19 protein-coding genes are annotated in these 17137 nt (G+C 52.1%); 4 read left to right on the top strand and 15 right to left on the bottom strand.

Annotated features, from left to right (window positions below; translation table 11 throughout):
• Nucleotides 1-69 precede the first annotated feature (69 nt).
• A complete protein-coding gene (locus ACEPPP_RS12215; protein ID WP_374087062.1) occupies nucleotides 70-840 on the bottom strand; it encodes a methyltransferase domain-containing protein in 771 nt (256 codons plus the stop codon).
• Between the two features lie 334 nt (nucleotides 841-1174).
• Here ACEPPP_RS12215 and ACEPPP_RS12210 point away from each other — a divergent pair, with 334 nt between their 5' ends.
• Both ACEPPP_RS12210 and ACEPPP_RS12205 read left to right on the top strand, forming a co-directional pair.
• Nucleotides 1175-1387, top strand: a complete 213-nt coding sequence (locus ACEPPP_RS12210) for a hypothetical protein (RefSeq protein WP_374087060.1) — start codon at nucleotides 1175-1177, stop codon at nucleotides 1385-1387.
• A 170-nt stretch (nucleotides 1388-1557) separates the two neighbouring features.
• Nucleotides 1558-2061 carry a hypothetical protein gene (locus ACEPPP_RS12205; protein WP_374087058.1) on the top strand — a complete coding sequence of 168 codons (504 nt, stop codon included), beginning with the start codon at nucleotides 1558-1560 and terminating at the stop codon, nucleotides 2059-2061.
• 239 nt (nucleotides 2062-2300) lie between these two features.
• On the opposite strand, the gene ACEPPP_RS12200 is transcribed toward ACEPPP_RS12205, so the two are convergent.
• Both ACEPPP_RS12200 and ACEPPP_RS12195 read right to left on the bottom strand, forming a co-directional pair.
• Nucleotides 2301-4658 carry a penicillin-binding protein 1A gene (locus ACEPPP_RS12200; RefSeq protein ID WP_374087056.1) on the bottom strand — a complete coding sequence of 786 codons (2358 nt, stop codon included), beginning with the start codon at nucleotides 4656-4658 and terminating at the stop codon, nucleotides 2301-2303.
• Between the two features lie 345 nt (nucleotides 4659-5003).
• Complete coding sequence (locus ACEPPP_RS12195) at nucleotides 5004-5708, bottom strand: hypothetical protein (RefSeq protein ID WP_374087054.1); 705 nt, start codon at nucleotides 5706-5708, stop codon at nucleotides 5004-5006.
• Between the two features lie 712 nt (nucleotides 5709-6420).
• Here ACEPPP_RS12195 and ACEPPP_RS12190 point away from each other — a divergent pair.
• Entirely contained in the window at nucleotides 6421-6801 is a 381-nt protein-coding gene (locus ACEPPP_RS12190) for a hypothetical protein (RefSeq protein ID WP_374087052.1), read from the top strand.
• Nucleotides 6802-7008: 207 nt separating this feature from the next.
• On the opposite strand, the gene ACEPPP_RS12185 is transcribed toward ACEPPP_RS12190, so the two are convergent.
• From ACEPPP_RS12185 to ACEPPP_RS12130, 12 genes are all read right to left on the bottom strand, one after another.
• Nucleotides 7009-7302, bottom strand: a complete 294-nt coding sequence (locus ACEPPP_RS12185; RefSeq protein ID WP_374087050.1) for a hypothetical protein — start codon at nucleotides 7300-7302, stop codon at nucleotides 7009-7011.
• Between the two features lie 408 nt (nucleotides 7303-7710).
• Nucleotides 7711-8577, bottom strand: coding sequence for an SIR2 family protein (locus ACEPPP_RS12180; RefSeq protein ID WP_374087048.1), 867 nt, complete (start codon nucleotides 8575-8577; stop codon nucleotides 7711-7713).
• Nucleotides 8577-8885, bottom strand: coding sequence for a hypothetical protein (locus ACEPPP_RS12175; protein WP_374087047.1), 309 nt, complete (start codon nucleotides 8883-8885; stop codon nucleotides 8577-8579). Before ACEPPP_RS12175 ends, ACEPPP_RS12180 begins: the two co-directional genes overlap by 1 nt.
• Nucleotides 8849-9565 (bottom strand): ParA family protein, encoded by a 717-nt coding sequence (locus tag ACEPPP_RS12170; RefSeq protein WP_374087045.1) that lies wholly within the window; start codon nucleotides 9563-9565, stop codon nucleotides 8849-8851. The genes ACEPPP_RS12175 and ACEPPP_RS12170 overlap by 37 nt, the downstream gene beginning before the upstream one ends.
• A gap of 330 nt (nucleotides 9566-9895) precedes the next feature.
• The gene (locus ACEPPP_RS12165) at nucleotides 9896-10210 is read right to left on the bottom strand and encodes a type II toxin-antitoxin system RelE/ParE family toxin (RefSeq protein WP_374087043.1); all 315 of its coding nucleotides are present in this window, start codon (nucleotides 10208-10210) and stop codon (nucleotides 9896-9898) included.
• Complete coding sequence (locus ACEPPP_RS12160) at nucleotides 10195-10383, bottom strand: hypothetical protein (RefSeq protein WP_374087042.1); 189 nt, start codon at nucleotides 10381-10383, stop codon at nucleotides 10195-10197. Before ACEPPP_RS12160 ends, ACEPPP_RS12165 begins: the two co-directional genes overlap by 16 nt.
• A gap of 97 nt (nucleotides 10384-10480) precedes the next feature.
• Nucleotides 10481-11293 carry a formylmethanofuran dehydrogenase subunit C gene (locus ACEPPP_RS12155; RefSeq protein WP_374087040.1) on the bottom strand — a complete coding sequence of 271 codons (813 nt, stop codon included), beginning with the start codon at nucleotides 11291-11293 and terminating at the stop codon, nucleotides 10481-10483.
• A complete protein-coding gene (fhcD, locus tag ACEPPP_RS12150) occupies nucleotides 11290-12186 on the bottom strand; it encodes a formylmethanofuran--tetrahydromethanopterin N-formyltransferase (RefSeq protein ID WP_374087039.1) in 897 nt (298 codons plus the stop codon). Before fhcD ends, ACEPPP_RS12155 begins: the two co-directional genes overlap by 4 nt.
• 26 nt (nucleotides 12187-12212) lie before the next feature.
• Nucleotides 12213-12473, bottom strand: a complete 261-nt coding sequence (locus ACEPPP_RS12145; protein WP_374087037.1) for a DUF2442 domain-containing protein — start codon at nucleotides 12471-12473, stop codon at nucleotides 12213-12215.
• A 4-nt stretch (nucleotides 12474-12477) separates the two neighbouring features.
• A complete protein-coding gene (locus tag ACEPPP_RS12140) occupies nucleotides 12478-12726 on the bottom strand; it encodes a DUF4160 domain-containing protein (RefSeq protein ID WP_374087036.1) in 249 nt (82 codons plus the stop codon).
• Nucleotides 12727-12847: 121 nt separating this feature from the next.
• The gene (locus ACEPPP_RS12135; protein ID WP_374087034.1) at nucleotides 12848-14509 is read right to left on the bottom strand and encodes a formylmethanofuran dehydrogenase subunit A; all 1662 of its coding nucleotides are present in this window, start codon (nucleotides 14507-14509) and stop codon (nucleotides 12848-12850) included.
• Complete coding sequence (locus ACEPPP_RS12130; RefSeq protein WP_374087032.1) at nucleotides 14503-15780, bottom strand: formylmethanofuran dehydrogenase subunit B; 1278 nt, start codon at nucleotides 15778-15780, stop codon at nucleotides 14503-14505. Before ACEPPP_RS12130 ends, ACEPPP_RS12135 begins: the two co-directional genes overlap by 7 nt.
• A 239-nt stretch (nucleotides 15781-16019) precedes the next feature.
• Between ACEPPP_RS12130 and prfB the strand changes: the two genes are divergently transcribed.
• A protein-coding gene (gene prfB / locus ACEPPP_RS12125) for a peptide chain release factor 2 (RefSeq protein ID WP_374090920.1) occupies nucleotides 16020-17118 on the top strand; the annotation gives its coding sequence in 2 pieces (ribosomal slippage) (nucleotides 16020-16094 and nucleotides 16096-17118; 1098 coding nt in all).
• Nucleotides 17119-17137: the final 19 nt, after the last annotated feature.

Genomic DNA, 17137 nt, shown 5'->3' with positions numbered 1-17137 from the left:
CGGCGTGCAGGACATCGATTTTGATGGGAGGCAACTCGAACCGAGAGGTGCCCGGCACATACGCCGCGATTATTGGGCTCGCCGCGCCACCAGATGCACATAACGCCCCATGTCGCGGTAAGTCGGCATCCGGCAATGACGGTATTCCAGCGCGAACAGTTCGGACTGATCGCTGTGTTCGAGCGTTTCTTTGTCAAGGTAGTCATGAAACACGCGAATACCGGTATGAGCCGTGATCTCGAAATCCCAGCGCTTCAGGTGCTCGACCACTTCATGCGGGTACTGCGGATTCGGCGGCGTCAGCTTGTCGCCCTTGCCGAGATAGCTGTCGCTCAGCAGGTGTTGCCAGCGCCAACCGCCTTTCAGCGCATTGGTATAAACCATCGCGTTGCGGTTATAGAACAGGAGCGACAAGGTGCCGCCCGGTTTGACCCGGTCCGCGATGATTTGCAGCGTCGGTATCGGTTCCGCCAGCCATTCCAGTACCGCATGGCACAATACCAGATCAAACTGGGGTAGGCGGGTCGCCAGGTCTTGCGCGGCCTGATGGTGAAATTCGGCATGCTGTCCATGTTTTTGGAAGAGCTGCCTGGCGCGCGCCAGCATTTTTTCTGACAGGTCGCACAGCGTCAGCCGATGCCCTTTTTCCGCCAGCCCCAAACTGATTTGCGCAAAGCCGCAGCCGGCATCCCAAACGGTCAGCGGCGTAGGGCTCCGGTAAAAAGCGTCCAGATCCTCCCTCAGCAACTTCAGCCGCCAATCGCCCTTCGCGGTCGCGTAGACCTTCTTCTCGAATCTTTCGATCAGTTGGTCGAAATTTTTATCCTGTTTTAATTTCATTGGATGCAGTTAAAACCCAGCGTCAGGCAAAATTTCCCGATAAAGCGGGAACAATCCAGGAACTATACTTCCTAAGCAAGAGGTGGTTTTAGCGCCAGGGAAAAAAAATGAGCCCAGCTTGTTTCCCCGTTATCCTGCCGAATTGCTTGTTTGACAGGAAAGCAGGGAAATATGTCATTGTACAAAATATCCGGAGAGTATAATCGGTGCAAGCCATTAATTCTTTTCAGAAAGAACGGGAACTTGACGCGGTGGATGCGTGCGTCAGCCAGAGCGGCAGGCGGCTCCCGTGGTTTAGATAACATTTATACTAAACAAACCGAGGAATTAACCCATGAAAACAACAGACGAATACAGCCACCTGGTGGACGAATATGTTGAACGGAGTGCCAGGATCGATAAATTGGTAGAGAAATCCCGGCAAGGTGAAGATGTGGCGCAAGAACTCGAAGCGTTGCGAGCCAAACAGCGAGAAGCCAACCAAATATTACAAAAATTGGAAGTGTCCAGCAGCAGTATTTGGGAAAATATCGGAAACGGCGGCTAATCTGTCAAGGGGTTGGTGCACCGGCGGCATTGCCAAAACGTTGGGGATGGGGTTTGCAACCCTGTCCCGCCCGGACCTGCAAGGCGATTGACAACGCTTATCTGCCTCGGTATTTTTATCGTCACTGAAGGCCGTTTTTCCCCTTCTCCTAGGCTATAAAGGATTCCGACATGAGCTACGACCGCACCTACTCCCGAGAGGAGATCCACCAGATGTTATATCTCAGCGAGCGCCGGCTGCGACCGGGAGGGGCTCACACGGGGCATGCCATCAGCAGGCATTCCGAGCAGCGGGAGGACCCTTTCGATCGGCGGCAGATTCGCCAGGACTCGACCTTCTCCAGCCGCAAGCACCTCATCCTGGCTACGGAAGAGGCGCTGCATTCAACCCAGGGCCAGCAGGAATTGAGGAAGTTGAATGCCCACGGCAACAACTCTTGCAAGATCGCGTTCCAGCTCGTGGCAACCCAAGGCAAGATTCTCGCCGACGTCGTGCTCAATCCGATGGCAACCGTGGGTAACCAGCAAGTTCCCGCACAGGGCCCTGCGCTCTATCTGCAGAAGCTCCCCGTCGACTCGATCATCCTGATCATCGACAAATTGACGGCCTCCGAATCCTGGGCGCCACTGCACATTCAGACAGCCTATCCGAACAAGGTGATCATGCCCTCCTAGCGAGCCGTGATCGTCAACAGCCAATGATCTTAAATAAAAGGGAGAGCGCGTGGTTCGGATGTTGCCCACTCGAAATGGGGCGCGATGCGCCCCCTGCCCTACTTGGCTTTCGAAAACATAAAATAATCGAATTGATCCGCCGGACGGCCGTACTTATTGATTTGGCATTATTTTTTGTCGCCTTGTGATTTGAAAATTGCAGAACAGCCAGACAATGGATAGTCAGGTGTTTTTTACGGCTAATGCTCCTGTTCGCTATTATGCTCCGGCAACGGTTTATTGTCGTCGTCAGCGTTGTCCCTCTCAGCTGCATCTTGATTAACAGCCTCCTCTGTCCTGGGCACGGCGTCTGCCTGGAAAAACTCCCAGATTCCTGCTTTGTTGTCTTCGTACGTTAACTGCCCCGTTGCCGGATCAATAAAGGCCTCGACGATTCCATTGGGGATGGTTACGGGCGCTTCCGGGGTATTGGCCAACGCCGTTTTCATAAATTCCACCCACATCGGCAACGCCGTTTTGCTGCCGGTTTCGCGCTTGCCAAGCGACTTGAAATCATCGAATCCGACCCATGACGTCGCGACAATCGAAGGCGTGTAGCCATTAAACCAGGCATCCCGATGGTCATTGGTCGTGCCGGTTTTTCCTGCGACATCCTGTCTGTTGAGCAGTTTGGCGCCGGCTGCGGTGCCGTGTTGCACCACATCCTCTAACAAGGAATTCATCAAAAAATGGATGTCCCGCGCCATCACTCTGGGCGCATACAACCCCGTTCCTGTACGGCTGTCAGTGCATAGCGGACAGGCGATACCAGGTCTGGCCTGAAAGAGGACGTTGCCTTCGCCGGATTCGATGCGTTCGATAAAATAGGGTTTAACCAGGAATCCGCCATTGGCGAATGCGGCATAAGCCTGCGCCATTTGCAGCGGCGAGGCATAACCGCTGCCCAGCGCCAGGGACAGGGTAAGAGGTAATTGCCTTGGAGTGAAACCGAAGCGTAAGGCCGTTGATACGGCGTTATCTATGCCGATTGCATCCAGTAATCTGATCGCTACGATGTTGCTGGAATGCACCAGTGCCGTTCTGAGGGTAATCGGTCCCCGGTATTTGCTATTGTAATTTTCAGGCCGCCACTCGACTTCGCGGTACGGGTCTTCGATGATGACGACCGGTTCATCATAAAAAATGCTGGCGGGCGTGTAGCCGGCCTCCAGCGCGGCAGTATAAATAATCGGTTTAAAACCGGAACCCGGCTGCCGTTTCGATTGCGTCGCCCGGTTAAATTTGCTGCTTAAAAAGTCGAAACCGCCGGTTAAAGCCAGTATGGCTCCGTCGGCAGGATCTAATGCGACAAAGGCGCCTTCGACTTCCGGCACTTGCGTCAATGCCCAGGTTTTATTGGGCAAGAGACGTACACGGATGATATGGCCGGTTTTGATGAGGCTTGGAACCGCTTTTCTGCCGGCGACCGCCCATTTGATGTTTTCCCAGGGGATGTCAATCAGGGTGTTGTCCTGGAGTTTTGCCGCCACCTGCTTGTCTTTGACTTTCAGCACCGTGGCGGGAAGCGTATCGCCTATCACAGGCAGTTCGTTAAAATTGCCTTTGTCCTCAAGCGTGGAAGCCGGCCGATAGCCATGGCGTTCGTCATACCCATGCAGCGTATTGCGCAGCGCCTGATCGGCAGTCGTTTGCAGCAGTCCGCTGATCGTGGTGTAGACATTCAGCCCTGAGGTATAGGCCTGTTCGCCATAGCGTTCGAAAACCGCCTGCCTGACCATTTCGGCCACATAAGGCGCCGATATGTCAGCGGCTTGATAGTGCAGTTTTGCCGTTGAAGGCTGGTTTATGGCGCCGTCATATTCGGGTTTTTTGATATAGCCGAGTTCCAGCATCCGGTGCAGGACATAATTACGCCTTTGGATCGCGCGCGTCTCGTTCGCGATCGGATTGATCGCGGACGGCGCCTTGGGCAGTCCGGCAAGCATCGCGTATTCCGCCAGCGTCAGCTGGTTCAGGGGCCTGCCGTAATAAGTCTGGGCGGCGGCGGTGACGCCATAAGCGCGCTGGCCCAGGTAGATCTGGTTTAAATAAAGCTCAAGGATGTGATTTTTTGAATATTCGCGTTCTATCTTCCGGGCCAGAATGATTTCCTTGATTTTCCTCAGGAAAGTTTTTTCATTGCTGAGCAGAAAAAGACGGGCGACTTGCATCGTGATCGTACTTCCGCCCTGTTGTTTCTCGCCGGTTAACACGAGTTGCCGGCCGGCGCGGACAAGGCCATCGAAATCCACGCCGGCATGGGCGTAGAAACGGTCATCTTCGGCCGCGATAAACGCATGAATCAGTGGCTGCGGAATTTGATCCAGGGTGACCGGCGTTCTTTTTTGTGCGCCGAATTGAGCAATCAGCCGCTTGTCGCGGGTATAAATTTTCAAAGGCGCTTGATACTGGAAATGATCCAGCGTTTTGACATCAGGCAGGATGGTCAGCAGGCGGGTGTAGACATAGTAGCCGGAACCCATCATGCAGACGCTAATGACAATCAAAAAGAAGAGGAGCCATTCGAGAAATGACTTGTAGAGTGGCTTTTTAGACACCAGGGCCTGAGAAGTCGGAGCCCGTCCTAACATACTTACACCAGAGAAGCCTCAGGCTACAACCCCTGCAACGCCTATATGCCAAAACGCCCCGCCAGCGGCAAAATAAGAACGCGTGACTTTTCCTCGTCTAGGTAAGTTTTCACCCTGGCAGGCGGCCAATTCATCTCAGTCAACAGGCAGCTCGATTGCTTCCGAGCGCGCTATTTTGTTGATGAGTGTATATCCAGACGCGACTAAACTCGCAATAGTTCCTGATGTTACACGCCTACTCCGAATACATGATTGCCCGACGTTTGTTCACCCAGTCGGGTACAAACAAACAGCATTGCCCGACCAGCTCAGCTACGCCTTGCCCTTAAGCGATTGAATAATCTTTTTAGCGATAATTTTCCCGTATTCATCACGGATTTTTATATTCGTATCTAGCTTCATATTATCGTCCCAATCGGTTGGAACAAGTGCTGAGAGAAAAGCTACGCCGGTCAGTACAAACCATCCCACGATTGAACCGGAAAATACCCCTCTGGCTGTGCTGGAGTAATGGATTTCATACCTATCCTTACTTGGCACGTTGATGACCATGCCTATTCGAGTATCCGTAATTCGTATGTCGGTACTAATGTCCAGATAATAAAGAAGCCCCTTCCACCATGTCGTAAATGCAAGCACGCCAGGCCACTGTTTCGCCCAATTTCCAGCACCATCATCAGAATATGCGGTGGCAATGGTAGTTTCTAAGATAAGTTCTGGAGACTGAGCATCGCCGCTTTTATTTGCCGAATAATTTTGCTGTATCCGAGAAAAACAGCCTGCGTGACCCAATGCATCGACGATGCTCTCAGATAACGCCTGTTCGTATTGATCCTTTACCTGCGGAGGCTTTACTCCGAGTGCAAGCTGTGATTTGGGGCATTCATTGACTACCGTATGGCCTGCTCCTTCACCTGGCCCATATTTAGCTTCCAAAGAATGAGCACAGCCATATAAAGTGGTAAGTACAAAAGCGACGACGGTTACCAGAAACAATGATTTCAGAATTTTATTCACAGTAACCCCATTTATTTGATTAATAGACTTAAAGCGCTGAAAAGTCGAAGGCATCTCCCTAGCCAGAATAGACTGACGGAGGCAACCGATCGTTAACGATCAATGGGCTTCGCTCCTCGCCCATACTATCTAACGTTATTACTGTATAACTTATTTTAATTAATCCGGTAAATCTATTGGTATAAATACCGAGACTGGTTGCGCCGCAAAAAATCTCGACTAGAAAGGTCCGGGTGAAGTCCGACTTGGTGGGCTTCGATGATGGTGGATTGCCTGGCGAATCCACCTGACAATTGATCCGCCGTACGGGCATACGCCGCTATAGTTTTCTACATCCTCTTAACAGAAATTCTCAAAGCGGTGAGCGATAAAAATGAATTTTGCACCACAAATGATCATTAGCGCACCATTAGTGGTCATTTTTTTCCGATCCTCAAGCCTCACTCGGCGGATTGCGTGAGTTTTACTAGCGAAAACTATCTGCCCTAAACGAATTTCCAGCCTCCCCGCCGCATATAAGGCCTTCAAATTGAAGCTTGCCCTATTCAATTGCCGAATGAAAGCAAATTACGAAGTTGTATACGAATCAATAACCTGCACCACATCGGCATTGTAATTTTGCGTAACAAATTGTCACTGGAAGCTCACCGTGCTTTCGAACAGCCGAATCGTCCCTTTTATAATACTTAGAACCAAACAACTCAATAATAAGTTGGCATACAATCTGCTGGATATTTTTCAGAACCGGACACAAAAACAAAAAAGCCTTGGATTTGGCAGCAATTATCCCAATCAGTCTGAAAAATCAGAGGACAATGTTATGAAAAGCTTGATAGTTACCGCTTCGATCCTGTTGCTAACAGCATGCGCTTCGAATCCGAATCTGGCACGGCATGATGAAAATGACAAATTATGCGAAGCGCACAAATCCGATTTCCAATATTATCAAGCCGCATTCGATAAAGAACACGCCCAAGCGTGCGCCGGCGGCTGCGTCTATAATGCCTCAATGACCAAAAACTCCGATACAATGGAACGGATTGCCGGTCTGTACTATATGATGAACTGCGACTCCAATCACGGTAGATTGTAACTGTGCACAAAATTGGATCAATCCTGCGTTGATCGGCAAACGACGCCAACTTTCGGCAGCGCATCTATACGAATCTATGAAGGCTTTTCTGCCATCGCACGTTACCGATGCGCTATGCTTTTACCGCCTAACGTACATCGAATCGAATTTTACGATAAGAAATCGTTGATGTGCCGTAATCATAAAATTACGGTATGGTCTGAATTATTAGCTGCCGCAACTGTAGGCGCGAGCAATGGCTACGCCATTGAATGCCCCGACCGGGATCGTCCTTTCCCATACAATGTGGCTAGCCCCAATTTTTTTCGCGTGTCTAAGCGCGGATGATTTGGCCAGCGGCAGCCAACCGTTATTCTTGCCGTAACCGGACGATCCCTCGATCTTGCCCAAGAATTGACAATTCTCAACCGTAGCGAAACGCGCCTCGGTGGGGCCTTCTACCGCCATGCTCAATAACGGAAAAACCGACAGCGCAACGACCAACGCGCCTTTCATGGCCATTCTGCGATTCGCTTTGCAATCAAAATAACTGCCCATAACAACACCTCTCATAAATTTTTCATTTCGGCCGCGTCGTTGAACTCGCCTCGGCATTTCATTCCCGTTGAGCATCGTTAAGTGCCGCGGCTACGGAAACCCCACATCATTATAATTAGTATCGATCCACAATCAATAGCTGCAACAAAATTCACAGAATAGATCAAAATTTTTCGGTGAGCTTATGATGGGAGTGTTGGGTTGTCAATAAAACAGACGACCCATCCTTCATGGCGCTTGACTTGGTTAACAGTATCTACGCTGCTGATCCTATTGTTTCCGGGTGAAATTCGGCTTGGCTGGCTGCGATGATGGTGGATTGCCTAACGGTGAATCCACCCTACGACTGATTCGCCGTACGTCCGTTAGAAATTACCATTTTTGATCTATTGCTCTTTCTGACCTATATGATTCCACTTTTGAAACCAGCTCTTTTAATGATAAAGTTAACTCTTCATGTCCATTATCGGGTGAATATTCATAAAATCTGATCTTCATGGTTTCTGAGACTAATTCTAAAACATCCGGATCGACCTCATCTTTCGGAATTGTCATATAGTGATAAGGCATTCTATTGTGAGCGAATTGCACATCTTCAAATAATGCTCGAATATCCGGATCCTCTACGCCACACCCCAAAAACAAAAACCTATGCGTCAACACTAAAGATTTCAGTATCTCATAAAATAAAACATACTTTGTTCTCGCCTCTGCATAGTCTTTCCTTGTGAAAATAACATTTCCTGGAGTATTTGCTAAGCCGTGGGTCTTCAATAAAAGCCTTGTTTCACCACCGGAAAGATAGTTTATTATATCTTGGCTAGTATGATCTTTTATGATTATTGTGCCCGCTGATGTCGAGGAGGCATATGTGTCGTAGATATTATAAAAATTTGGCGATATAACTATTGACGAGTCAAGATTATATATGTGTTCGTGAATTTCCGCTTTTCGATATCCTGGCCTCTGATATTCTTTCTGAATCGAGGCGATGAATTCATCGGGCTTGAGTCGCTTTTTTATTAATTCACAAGCGGTGAGATAGTCCTTTTGTTCAATGAGCTTTACCAACAAAGGAGGATTTCCTAATCCGACTGAAGCAGTTCGTAGAAATTCTTCCCATGTAGCCGGCCTCTTTCCATGACAATTAGTGGAGTTCCTTGATACACCAGCACCTAGAACAATAACACTTCTCCTGCGTCCAATTGTTTGGACAAGTTCGTCATCCCAAGAAATCATTAACCGACTCTTTGTATGAAGTTATTAGCAATTTGATGATAAAACTTACCAGCATCTGCCACTCTATTATAATGAGAACCGACTATTCCATCTTTTGATCCAAGAGCAAAGATTGGCGCATGAGCCTGTTGAGAGAGGGGAACGACACTACTTAGTGTTGGTACTTCACCAAGATTAATAGCCTTTTGATCTGGGCCAAAGAATTTACCGAGAGCTTCCAACTCTTTATTTTGGTCATGAATAATACGTTCGAAAGCCTCAACTGCCTGCCTTACCCCTTCTTTTTTCTTTGCAGTATATTGCTGCATAACATAGCCAGCAAATTGCAGAGTCCACTGGACATCAGAGCTTTGAATTTGAATGACATTCCCTCATCTTGTTTATGCTTTAATATTGCTGCGTCAAGCGCTTCTTTCCAGTTTTTAAATGAGCTCAATATATTAGCCACAGCCATCAAACTAAATATATCAACCGATAAAGGCATTAAAAAATAATCAACCGCTAACAAAGCTGATCTGTTGAGAGCACCTAGTGACGGCCCCATATCAACTAAGACATAATCATAATTTGTAAGACGAGAAATTAGCTCTTTTATTGCATATGTAGTCTGAAAACCACGTGGTTCACCATTGCGTGTAGAGGCCCAGTCGGTCGCTAGCAAATCTTCGCGAAGCGATAATTTTGGATCACCAACTATAAGATCGACACCAAAACGCTCACTCTTAAATACCGTTGGAATAGAACTTGGATAACCTTGCCCACGCCGTATTGGATCGTAAAATGAGTCGATACTGCTATGCCTATTATCGAGAAGTATTTCTACAAGCTTATTCTCTGGTAACAGATATGCGGATGCATTACATTGAGGATCGGCATCAAGAATTAATATTTTCTTATTGTTCTCAAGAGCAAGAGAGGCAGCCATATTGCAAAGAAGAGTGGTCTTACCGACGCCTCCTTTATTATTAAAAAAACCGACACTTTTCATGCTTTTTCCTTTATGGCTAATAAATCATATTTAACGCGCAGACTGGGTTGTAACTTTGCAAAGCTCCGTATTTCAGGGCCGTAGGATGGGCTGACGAAGGAAGCCCATCGTTCGCGATTGATGGGCTTCGTATCCTTAGCCCATCCTACAACTTAACCAAAACCTCACCCCGTCCCATTTCCGCCATATCCCCCGCATAGCGCCGCACGCGATTAAAACCTACCGCCGCATCAGCAAAACGCGAATTCAGGCTTTTGAACGAAACGAACAGCCAGGTAGGGTGCGCATCGCGCACCTTAACGAACACAAAACAACGAAAAAGCTAATCGATTAGGTAAGCTTTCCAAATCTATCGGAAATGTTTTCAATCAATCGTTTGCCATGAATAATTGCAACCACAAGTATTCGATTCTGTTCGATATGATAAACAACTCGATAACTGTATATGAACCGCTCTCTGATATTCTCATCGTTGAGTTCCGGCACGACTCTTCCAATCCAAGGAAAATCTTTAAGGCTTCTGGCTAGTTGCAAAATCTTCGACACGACGGCTCTTGCATAGAACTCCGAGTCTCGGCCAATATAGTCGGCGATCGATTCCAGGTCTTCGATGGCTTCCGGCGACCAGACTACTTTGTAGCCCATTTATCGAATCGCTTCTCGACTTCGTCTTGAGAGACGACACCCTCGATCTCCGCTCTTTCTATCCCTTTTCTTATTTTTTCAATCACATAAAGGTGATATTGGATGTCTTCGAATGAGCAATCATCGGGCAGTTTCTGGAGCAATGATTGAATTTCATTTTTTGCGGTATTCAAAATGACCTCCAGCCGGGTAGATCGGGCAACAGCTTCATCGTTGACCGACGTTTGGGCATCAAAATGTCGGGCACAAAAAGCGTGCCCGACTACAAAGCTACAATTTAACCAAAACCTCGCCGCGCCCCATTTCCGCCATATCCCCCGCATAACGCCGCACCCGGTTAAACCCAACCGCCGCATCGGCAAAGCGCGAGTTCAAACTCTTGAACGAAGCAAACAACAGCGGTAAAAATCCCAACGTATGCGCGCCGCAGTCGTTGAAGCTGGCCGGAAGCTGCGGCTGATTCCACAACAGCAACGTGCCGCGGCGCATCGCATAGCCGGCATAGCGGCCGGTCTGGCCCATCACCGCGATGGTGCCGGCGGTCATCCGGGAGCCGCAGTAGTCGCCGGCATTGCCTTCGATCAGGATCGTGCCGCGGCGCATGTGGTCGCCGGCGCGTTCGCCGACGTTGCCTTTGACCAGGATCAGGCCGCCTTTCATGCCCATCTTGTTGCCGGGCAGCGCGCCGCCGAGAAAGTCGCCGGCGTTGCCGTCGATTTCGAGCGTGCCTTTTTTCATTTCGCAGGCCGCATAGAGGCCGGCATTGCCGGTAACCCTTATGCTGCCGGACTTCATGCCCAGGCCGAGATAAGCGCCGGCGTCGCCTTCGACGCGGATGCTGCCGCTGTGAAGGTCCTTGCCGATGAAATCGAGCTTGCCAAAGCTGTTCTTGATCACGATGTTGTGCGGATCGTTGCCGGAAAGGGTGAACAGCGCATCGACGCGCAGTTTCGCCTTGCCGGATTGCAGTTCGAGCGCGGCGATCTCGCGATTTTCCTTGCCTTCGAGGTTATGGCAGACCAGCGGCGACATGTCGACGCTCTGGTCGGGGCGGTGTTTCAGCGTAAAGGTGAGCGCGCTCATGCCATGATCTCCTGCAAATGAAAGTGGAACGGTCCGAGTTTGCCGCCGTAGTTGCCGGCGCTGATGCGTTTGATGCCGTTGGCGGCGCCCAAGTCGCAGACGGCCTGGATGCCGGCGCGCATCGCCTTGTCGATGTCTTCCTTGGTCAGCCCGTCGATCACGATTTCCATCACCGACTCGACTTCAGGCGACAGTTCGGTCTGGGTCATGCCTTTCAAGGTTGGGCAGAACGCATCGTTGGTCGAGGCGCCGAGCGCCTTGTATTTGGAGCCGACTTTCGAGCCGGAGCGCACGACACCGCCGGGGAACGGCATGATCACGTTCGGCACCTGGCGCATCGCTTCGATCGCGGCTTCGCAGGCGGCCAGTGCTTGCGGCTGCGATTCGGCCAACACCAGGAAATTGCCACCGCCGACCGCATCGACTTGCGAAGTGGTCGCTTCGGTTAGAAACTCGCCGTCCATCACCGGAATACGCCAGTAGCGCTTGCCGCCGATCACTTTCGCGACCTGAAAGCCGTCGCCGAAATAGCGCAGGTTTTTGCCGAGCGGAATCGGCTTGCCGCCGTCGATGCCGGCGAACAAGGCCGAAGTCGGCGAGGTCAGCACGCACTGGCCGGCTCGGGTTTCGAGTTGTTTCGCGAGGCCCTTGCCGCCCATCGCGAAAATCATGATCGAGACGCCGGGGCGGCCGTCCGGGGTTTCGGACGGATCGAGAACCCGTTCGATGCCGGCCTCGCAGCCGCAGGCAATCACCGAGGTCGCGAAACCGGTCATCGCCTGCGCGGAAATAATCGCCCATTTTTCGTTCTGCGCGGTGATGATCGCCCGCGTCGCCTTCATCGGAAACGCTTCGGCGAAGGTTGCGTCTATCGTTACACCGTTAATAATCATGGTTGGCACTCATTGTTCTTTTTCATTTATTGAATCCAATTGACATGTTTTCCAGTCGCTCTTTCATAAAGCGTTTCAGGGGATACATCAAAACCGCAATCCCATACTACCGTCGCCCACTCGTCTAAGGTAAAGGATTTGAAATTATTAATATCTCTTAATGGCGATGCGGCATCGTATTTGAAGACGAGGTCTTGTAAATCGACATCGCCGGATTCTCCGGTGTCAAAAACCAGATTCAATCGATACGCATCAAGATATTTGGCTGCTTTTACGCTAACAATCATGTTGTTATACCAACGGTTTAACTTTATGAAAATCCTTTGTATTCCACATTTCCAATAATTCTTTTTGATGCAACTCCGCCCACTCTTCAACCAAGCCGCGGACTTTTCCAGGGAGATGGCCTGCCAGGATATTTAACGATTGGATTTCCACAACAGCTTTGTATTCATTGTATTTGACATGAAAATGCGGCGGATTATGTTCGTCAAAATACATAAAAATGATAATTCCCAGAAACCGGCTTATCTCAGGCATTCAAAATCCTCACGAACAGCCATGGCGCAGTAAATTGTCGTTGATAATGACAGCAAGGCGTAGTGTGTGTATCACGCACCTTAACAAACACCAAACACCGAAAAGGTGCGCGATGCGCACCCTACTTGGCTTGCAGCGGATGCACGGTGATGCTGCCGCGCCCGTCTTCGGTTATTTCATCGTCGCTGATTTTAAAGTTGCCGAGTTTCATCGTCAGATAGCGGTCGAAATAGTCCTTTAGGCCTTTTTCGACCGACGGGTCGAAATCAGGATTCACGACATGGGTGGTGCCCCATTTGCTGTGGATCACCTTGCCGTCGCGCACGACCAACTCGCCGTCCTTGAATACATAGTCCGGTTTCTCGAACATCTTTTCGCGGTCCGCGTTGTCGGTATAGATCGTGATGTCGGCCCAGTTGCCGGGACTCAGGCCGCCGCGGTCCTGCAAACCGATCAGCCTGGCCGCGCCGGCGCGGGTCATGATCGCGATTTCCTGCAAGGAATATTCGCGGTTTATCGAAGCCAGGGTCGTCATCTTCTGCGCTTCCGGATGGATCCTGGACAACATGTCGTTGCGGAAGGTCTTGTCCATCAACAGGCGGATCAGATGCGGATAGCTGGTGAACGGCGCGCCGTTCGGATGATCGGTGGTCAGGAAGATGCGCCACGGGTCGTCGACCAGCAGGAAGGTTTCGAGGCCGATCGCCCATTGCAAGGCATTCACGAAATTCTGGTCGCGGTACTTGAACGGCACGACCCCGCAGCCGGCATCGCACTCGATGTCCATCGTGACCCATTTGTTCGGGTTCGCGTGCTTGTGGTTGGCGTGCTGGCGCATGTTGTCGCCGGACGCGGTGACGGTCTGCCCGAACAGGATCTGGCCGACGTCGATCGTGATGTTCTTGTGCTTGTTGACCGCTTCGGCGATCTTCGCCGCGCCGGAGGAGAACTTGAAGTCGCCTTCGGTGCCGTAGCTGTGGAACTGGATATGCGTCAAATGCAGCGGCAGGCCGCCGATGCCTTCGATCGTGTTCAGCGTGGTATCGACATTGCCGGGCACGCCAAGATTGCAGCCGTGCACATGCAAGGGATGCTTGACGCCGATTTCCTTGACCGCGGTCGCCAGGGTTTGCAGAATCTGCCGCGGCGTCACCCCGTAATGGCTGTTCTGCTCGTCCAGGTCGAGCTTGCGCTGATTGAACTTGAACGCATTGATGCCGCCCGGATTGACCACCTTGACGCCGATCGCCTTCGCCGCCTGCATGGTCCAGGCGACATAATCGTTGACCGCCTTCTGATCCTTTTTCGCGGTCAACAGGCGCAACAGGTAGTCGTCGCTGCCGAGCAAGACATAACCGCCCTTGTCCAGGATCGGAATGTCGGCCATTTCCATGTGCGCCTGGCGCGCGTTGACCGGCAGCACGGCCGGCTCGAAGCCGGCCGTGTAGCCCATCTCGGCATAACGGTAGCCGGTCACGAAGGTGCTCGGCATCGCATGACCGCAGCCCGAGCGGGTGCAGGAAGTGCGCGCGACCGGATCCTGGCGATGATCTTCCGGCAGCAAAGTCCGGGCGATGTTGCCCTTGCCGCCACCGATATGCGTATGCATGTCGATCGCGCCGGACATCACGACCTTGCCTTTCAGGTCGTATTCCTTGTCGATTTGCACGTCCTTCACGGGCTTTTTGACGATGCGCCCGTCCTGAATGTAAATGTCCTGTTTCTTGCCGTCGACGCCGGCGGCAGGATCATAGACGGTTCCACCTGTGAGTTTTATCAGCATACATTCATCTCGCGTAGGGCGTTTTCAATCGCATGAAGCGCGTCGGCCGTGCTCGGCAGGCCGGAGTCGCGCAATTTTTTCAGACGGATCGCAACCACGTTGTCCATCCGGTAGGCGTGGCCCGCATGATCGATACCCGGGGTTCCGACCGGGATGAAGACAGCGGGCTCTTTCGCGAAGGTCATGCCGGAACGGCCGATCACGATCGTCGGCACATGGTTCGTAGGCGGCACCGCTTTCGCGTTGAATGCCTGCACCCAGACCAGCGCGTCGGCCTCGTCGTTCGCGATCAGCGCATTCGCGTCGTTCAAGAAAGGGTCGTATTCGGGATAGCCGCGCGAGAAACGGGTGCGCGCCGGGAAGCCGGTGGTCCAGCCGCAGACCTGGTTGGCGGTCTGGTCGCCTTCCTTGCCGCCGAGCGGCAGGCCGGAGCATCGAGTATTCATGTCGTTGATGTCCTTGATCATTTCGGACAAGGTCTGCACGGTCAGTTCGGCCTGACGGAACGCCAGGGCGCCTGCGGCCCAGGTCACGACGCTGTAACGCGCGGCCTTCAATTGCTCTGCAATTGTTCTTAGCTCGGCGATCGCGATGCCGGCGACCGCTTCGGCCTGAATCGGATGGCCCTTGACCAATGCGCGCAGGACCGCGATCACTTCCGGCAAATCCGCATCGGCGCAGGTCAGGACTTTTGCGGCCTGGCCGTTCGGCGAAGTCGAGGCGTTGCCTGACGGCGCCTTGCCGAGATAGATCACCTGACGGCTCGCCGTATCGTCGACGAACATCGCTTCCTTGTTCCAGAGGTAACGCTCGAAGAAACGCGGCGCGAAGGCTTCCAGGTCGGAGCCGACGACCAGCAGCAAATCGCAGCGGTTTTTGACTTCGGCCAGCGTGGTGTTCATCCAGCCCGAATCCTGCAACGTCAAAAAGTTGTTGCGGGCGGCCGAGAAATTCATGTTGTCGACCACCGCGCCGACACGATCGGCCAGCGCCAGCAGCGCGCGCATGCCGTTCACGTCGGTTGCGCAGCCGCCGATCACCGGCAACCGGGTGTCTTTCAGCAAGGCCGCCGCCTTTTTCGCGGCAACCTCCAGACTGACCTCCTTGCCGTCAACCCGGGGAGAGGTATCGGTGATCGCCTGTTCGAACGCGGGCGTGTTTACCGCGCAACCGTTCGCCGTCACTTTCAGCGCCAGGCCGTCCACCTGAACCGTCAGGTCATCCGTGCCGATGCCGCAAAAAGGACTCGGTACTTCAGTTATTTCAGTCATCAAGCTGTCCTTCTGATTATGTATGAGATGACCGGGACCGGCTTCGCGCCCGATACCCGTGATTTTGCGGCTATTTTAACCCTAATTTGTTGCGACTGTCTCGATAATGGCGTGTATCTGAATGCATAAGTTGTTCATGCCAGCCATCCCAATATGGGTTATAATCAATGGTTTTCATCAATTTAGCCGCGCAGGTTTACCGCAAACCGTCGCGGAACGACGGCCTTTCTGTTTCAGCCATGCAAGAAATCAATCCGATCAAATACAAAATCGCCGACCTCAGAGAGCGCACCGAGTCGCTTAGGGGGTATCTTTGACTTCGACAGCAAGAGCGAACGCCTGGTCGAAGTCCTGAGAGAACTCGAAAACCCGAAGATCTGGGATAACCCGGAACTGGCGCAAGGCCTCGGCAAGGAGCGCGGCCAACTCGAATTGGTCGTCAATACGATCAACGAAATGGACACCGGCCTCAGCGACGCCGAGGAATTGCTCGCGCTGGCGGTCGAGGAAGGCGATGCCGATACGGTCGACACGGTCGCGAGCGACCTGGAGCACCTGGAAAGCCAGGTCGCCAAACTGGAATTTAGGCGCATGTTCTCCGGCGAAATGGACGCGAACAATGCATTTCTGGACATTCAGTCCGGCTCCGGCGGCACCGAGGCGCAGGACTGGGCGTCGATAATCGAGCGGATGTATCTGCGCTGGGGCGAAAGCAAAGGCTTCAAGGTCGAGCTGATCGAAGAATCGCCGGGCGATGTGGCCGGCATCAAGAGCGCGACGATCAAGTTCGAAGGCGAATACGCGTTCGGCTGGCTGCGCACCGAAACCGGCGTGCACCGCCTGGTGCGGAAGTCTCCGTTCGACTCGGGCAACCGCCGGCATACCTCGTTTGCTTCGGTCTTCGTCTCTCCGGAAGTCGACGACAATATCGCGATCGAGATCAATCCGGCCGATTTGCGTATCGACGTTTACCGCGCCTCGGGCGCCGGCGGTCAGCACATCAACCGGACCGAATCGGCGGTGCGGATCACCCATAATCCTAGCGGCATCGTCGTGCAATGCCAGAGCGACCGCTCGCAGCACAAAAACAAGGACACCGCGATGAAGCAGCTGAAGGCCAAGCTGTACGAACTCGAAATGATGAAGCGCAGCGAAACCCAGCAGGCGCTCGAAGACAGCAAATCGGACATCGGCTGGGGCAGCCAGATTCGCTCCTATGTGCTCGACCAGTCGCGCATCAAGGATCTCCGCACCGGCGTCGAAACCGGCAATCCGCAGGCGGTGCTCGACGGCGGGCTCGACATGTTTATCGAGGCGAGCCTGAAGAGCGGTTTGTAAATAGAATTTCCACGCTTGA

The sequence above is a fragment of the Methylomicrobium lacus genome, from assembly GCF_041897535.1.
GTDB classification, from domain to species: Bacteria; Pseudomonadota; Gammaproteobacteria; order Methylococcales; family Methylomonadaceae; genus Methylomicrobium; species Methylomicrobium lacus_A.
Note: the sequence above shows the minus strand (reverse complement) of the source record. Positions and strands in the feature narration are given on the sequence as shown.

Coding starts and splice junctions, on each gene's coding strand:
- ACEPPP_RS12215 (WP_374087062.1), bottom strand. CDS start 840: ATGAAATTAAAACAGGATAAAAATTTCGACCAACTGATCGAAAGATTC.
- ACEPPP_RS12210 (WP_374087060.1), top strand. CDS start 1,175: ATGAAAACAACAGACGAATACAGCCACCTGGTGGACGAATATGTTGAA.
- ACEPPP_RS12205 (WP_374087058.1), top strand. CDS start 1,558: ATGAGCTACGACCGCACCTACTCCCGAGAGGAGATCCACCAGATGTTA.
- ACEPPP_RS12185 (WP_374087050.1), bottom strand. CDS start 7,302: ATGGCCATGAAAGGCGCGTTGGTCGTTGCGCTGTCGGTTTTTCCGTTA.
- ACEPPP_RS12180 (WP_374087048.1), bottom strand. CDS start 8,577: ATGATTTCTTGGGATGACGAACTTGTCCAAACAATTGGACGCAGGAGA.
- ACEPPP_RS12175 (WP_374087047.1), bottom strand. CDS start 8,885: ATGCAGCAATATACTGCAAAGAAAAAAGAAGGGGTAAGGCAGGCAGTT.
- ACEPPP_RS12170 (WP_374087045.1), bottom strand. CDS start 9,565: ATGAAAAGTGTCGGTTTTTTTAATAATAAAGGAGGCGTCGGTAAGACC.
- ACEPPP_RS12165 (WP_374087043.1), bottom strand. CDS start 10,210: ATGGGCTACAAAGTAGTCTGGTCGCCGGAAGCCATCGAAGACCTGGAA.
- ACEPPP_RS12155 (WP_374087040.1), bottom strand. CDS start 11,293: ATGAGCGCGCTCACCTTTACGCTGAAACACCGCCCCGACCAGAGCGTC.
- fhcD (WP_374087039.1), bottom strand. CDS start 12,186: ATGATTATTAACGGTGTAACGATAGACGCAACCTTCGCCGAAGCGTTT.
- ACEPPP_RS12145 (WP_374087037.1), bottom strand. CDS start 12,473: ATGATTGTTAGCGTAAAAGCAGCCAAATATCTTGATGCGTATCGATTG.
- ACEPPP_RS12140 (WP_374087036.1), bottom strand. CDS start 12,726: ATGCCTGAGATAAGCCGGTTTCTGGGAATTATCATTTTTATGTATTTT.
- ACEPPP_RS12135 (WP_374087034.1), bottom strand. CDS start 14,509: ATGCTGATAAAACTCACAGGTGGAACCGTCTATGATCCTGCCGCCGGC.
- ACEPPP_RS12130 (WP_374087032.1), bottom strand. CDS start 15,780: ATGACTGAAATAACTGAAGTACCGAGTCCTTTTTGCGGCATCGGCACG.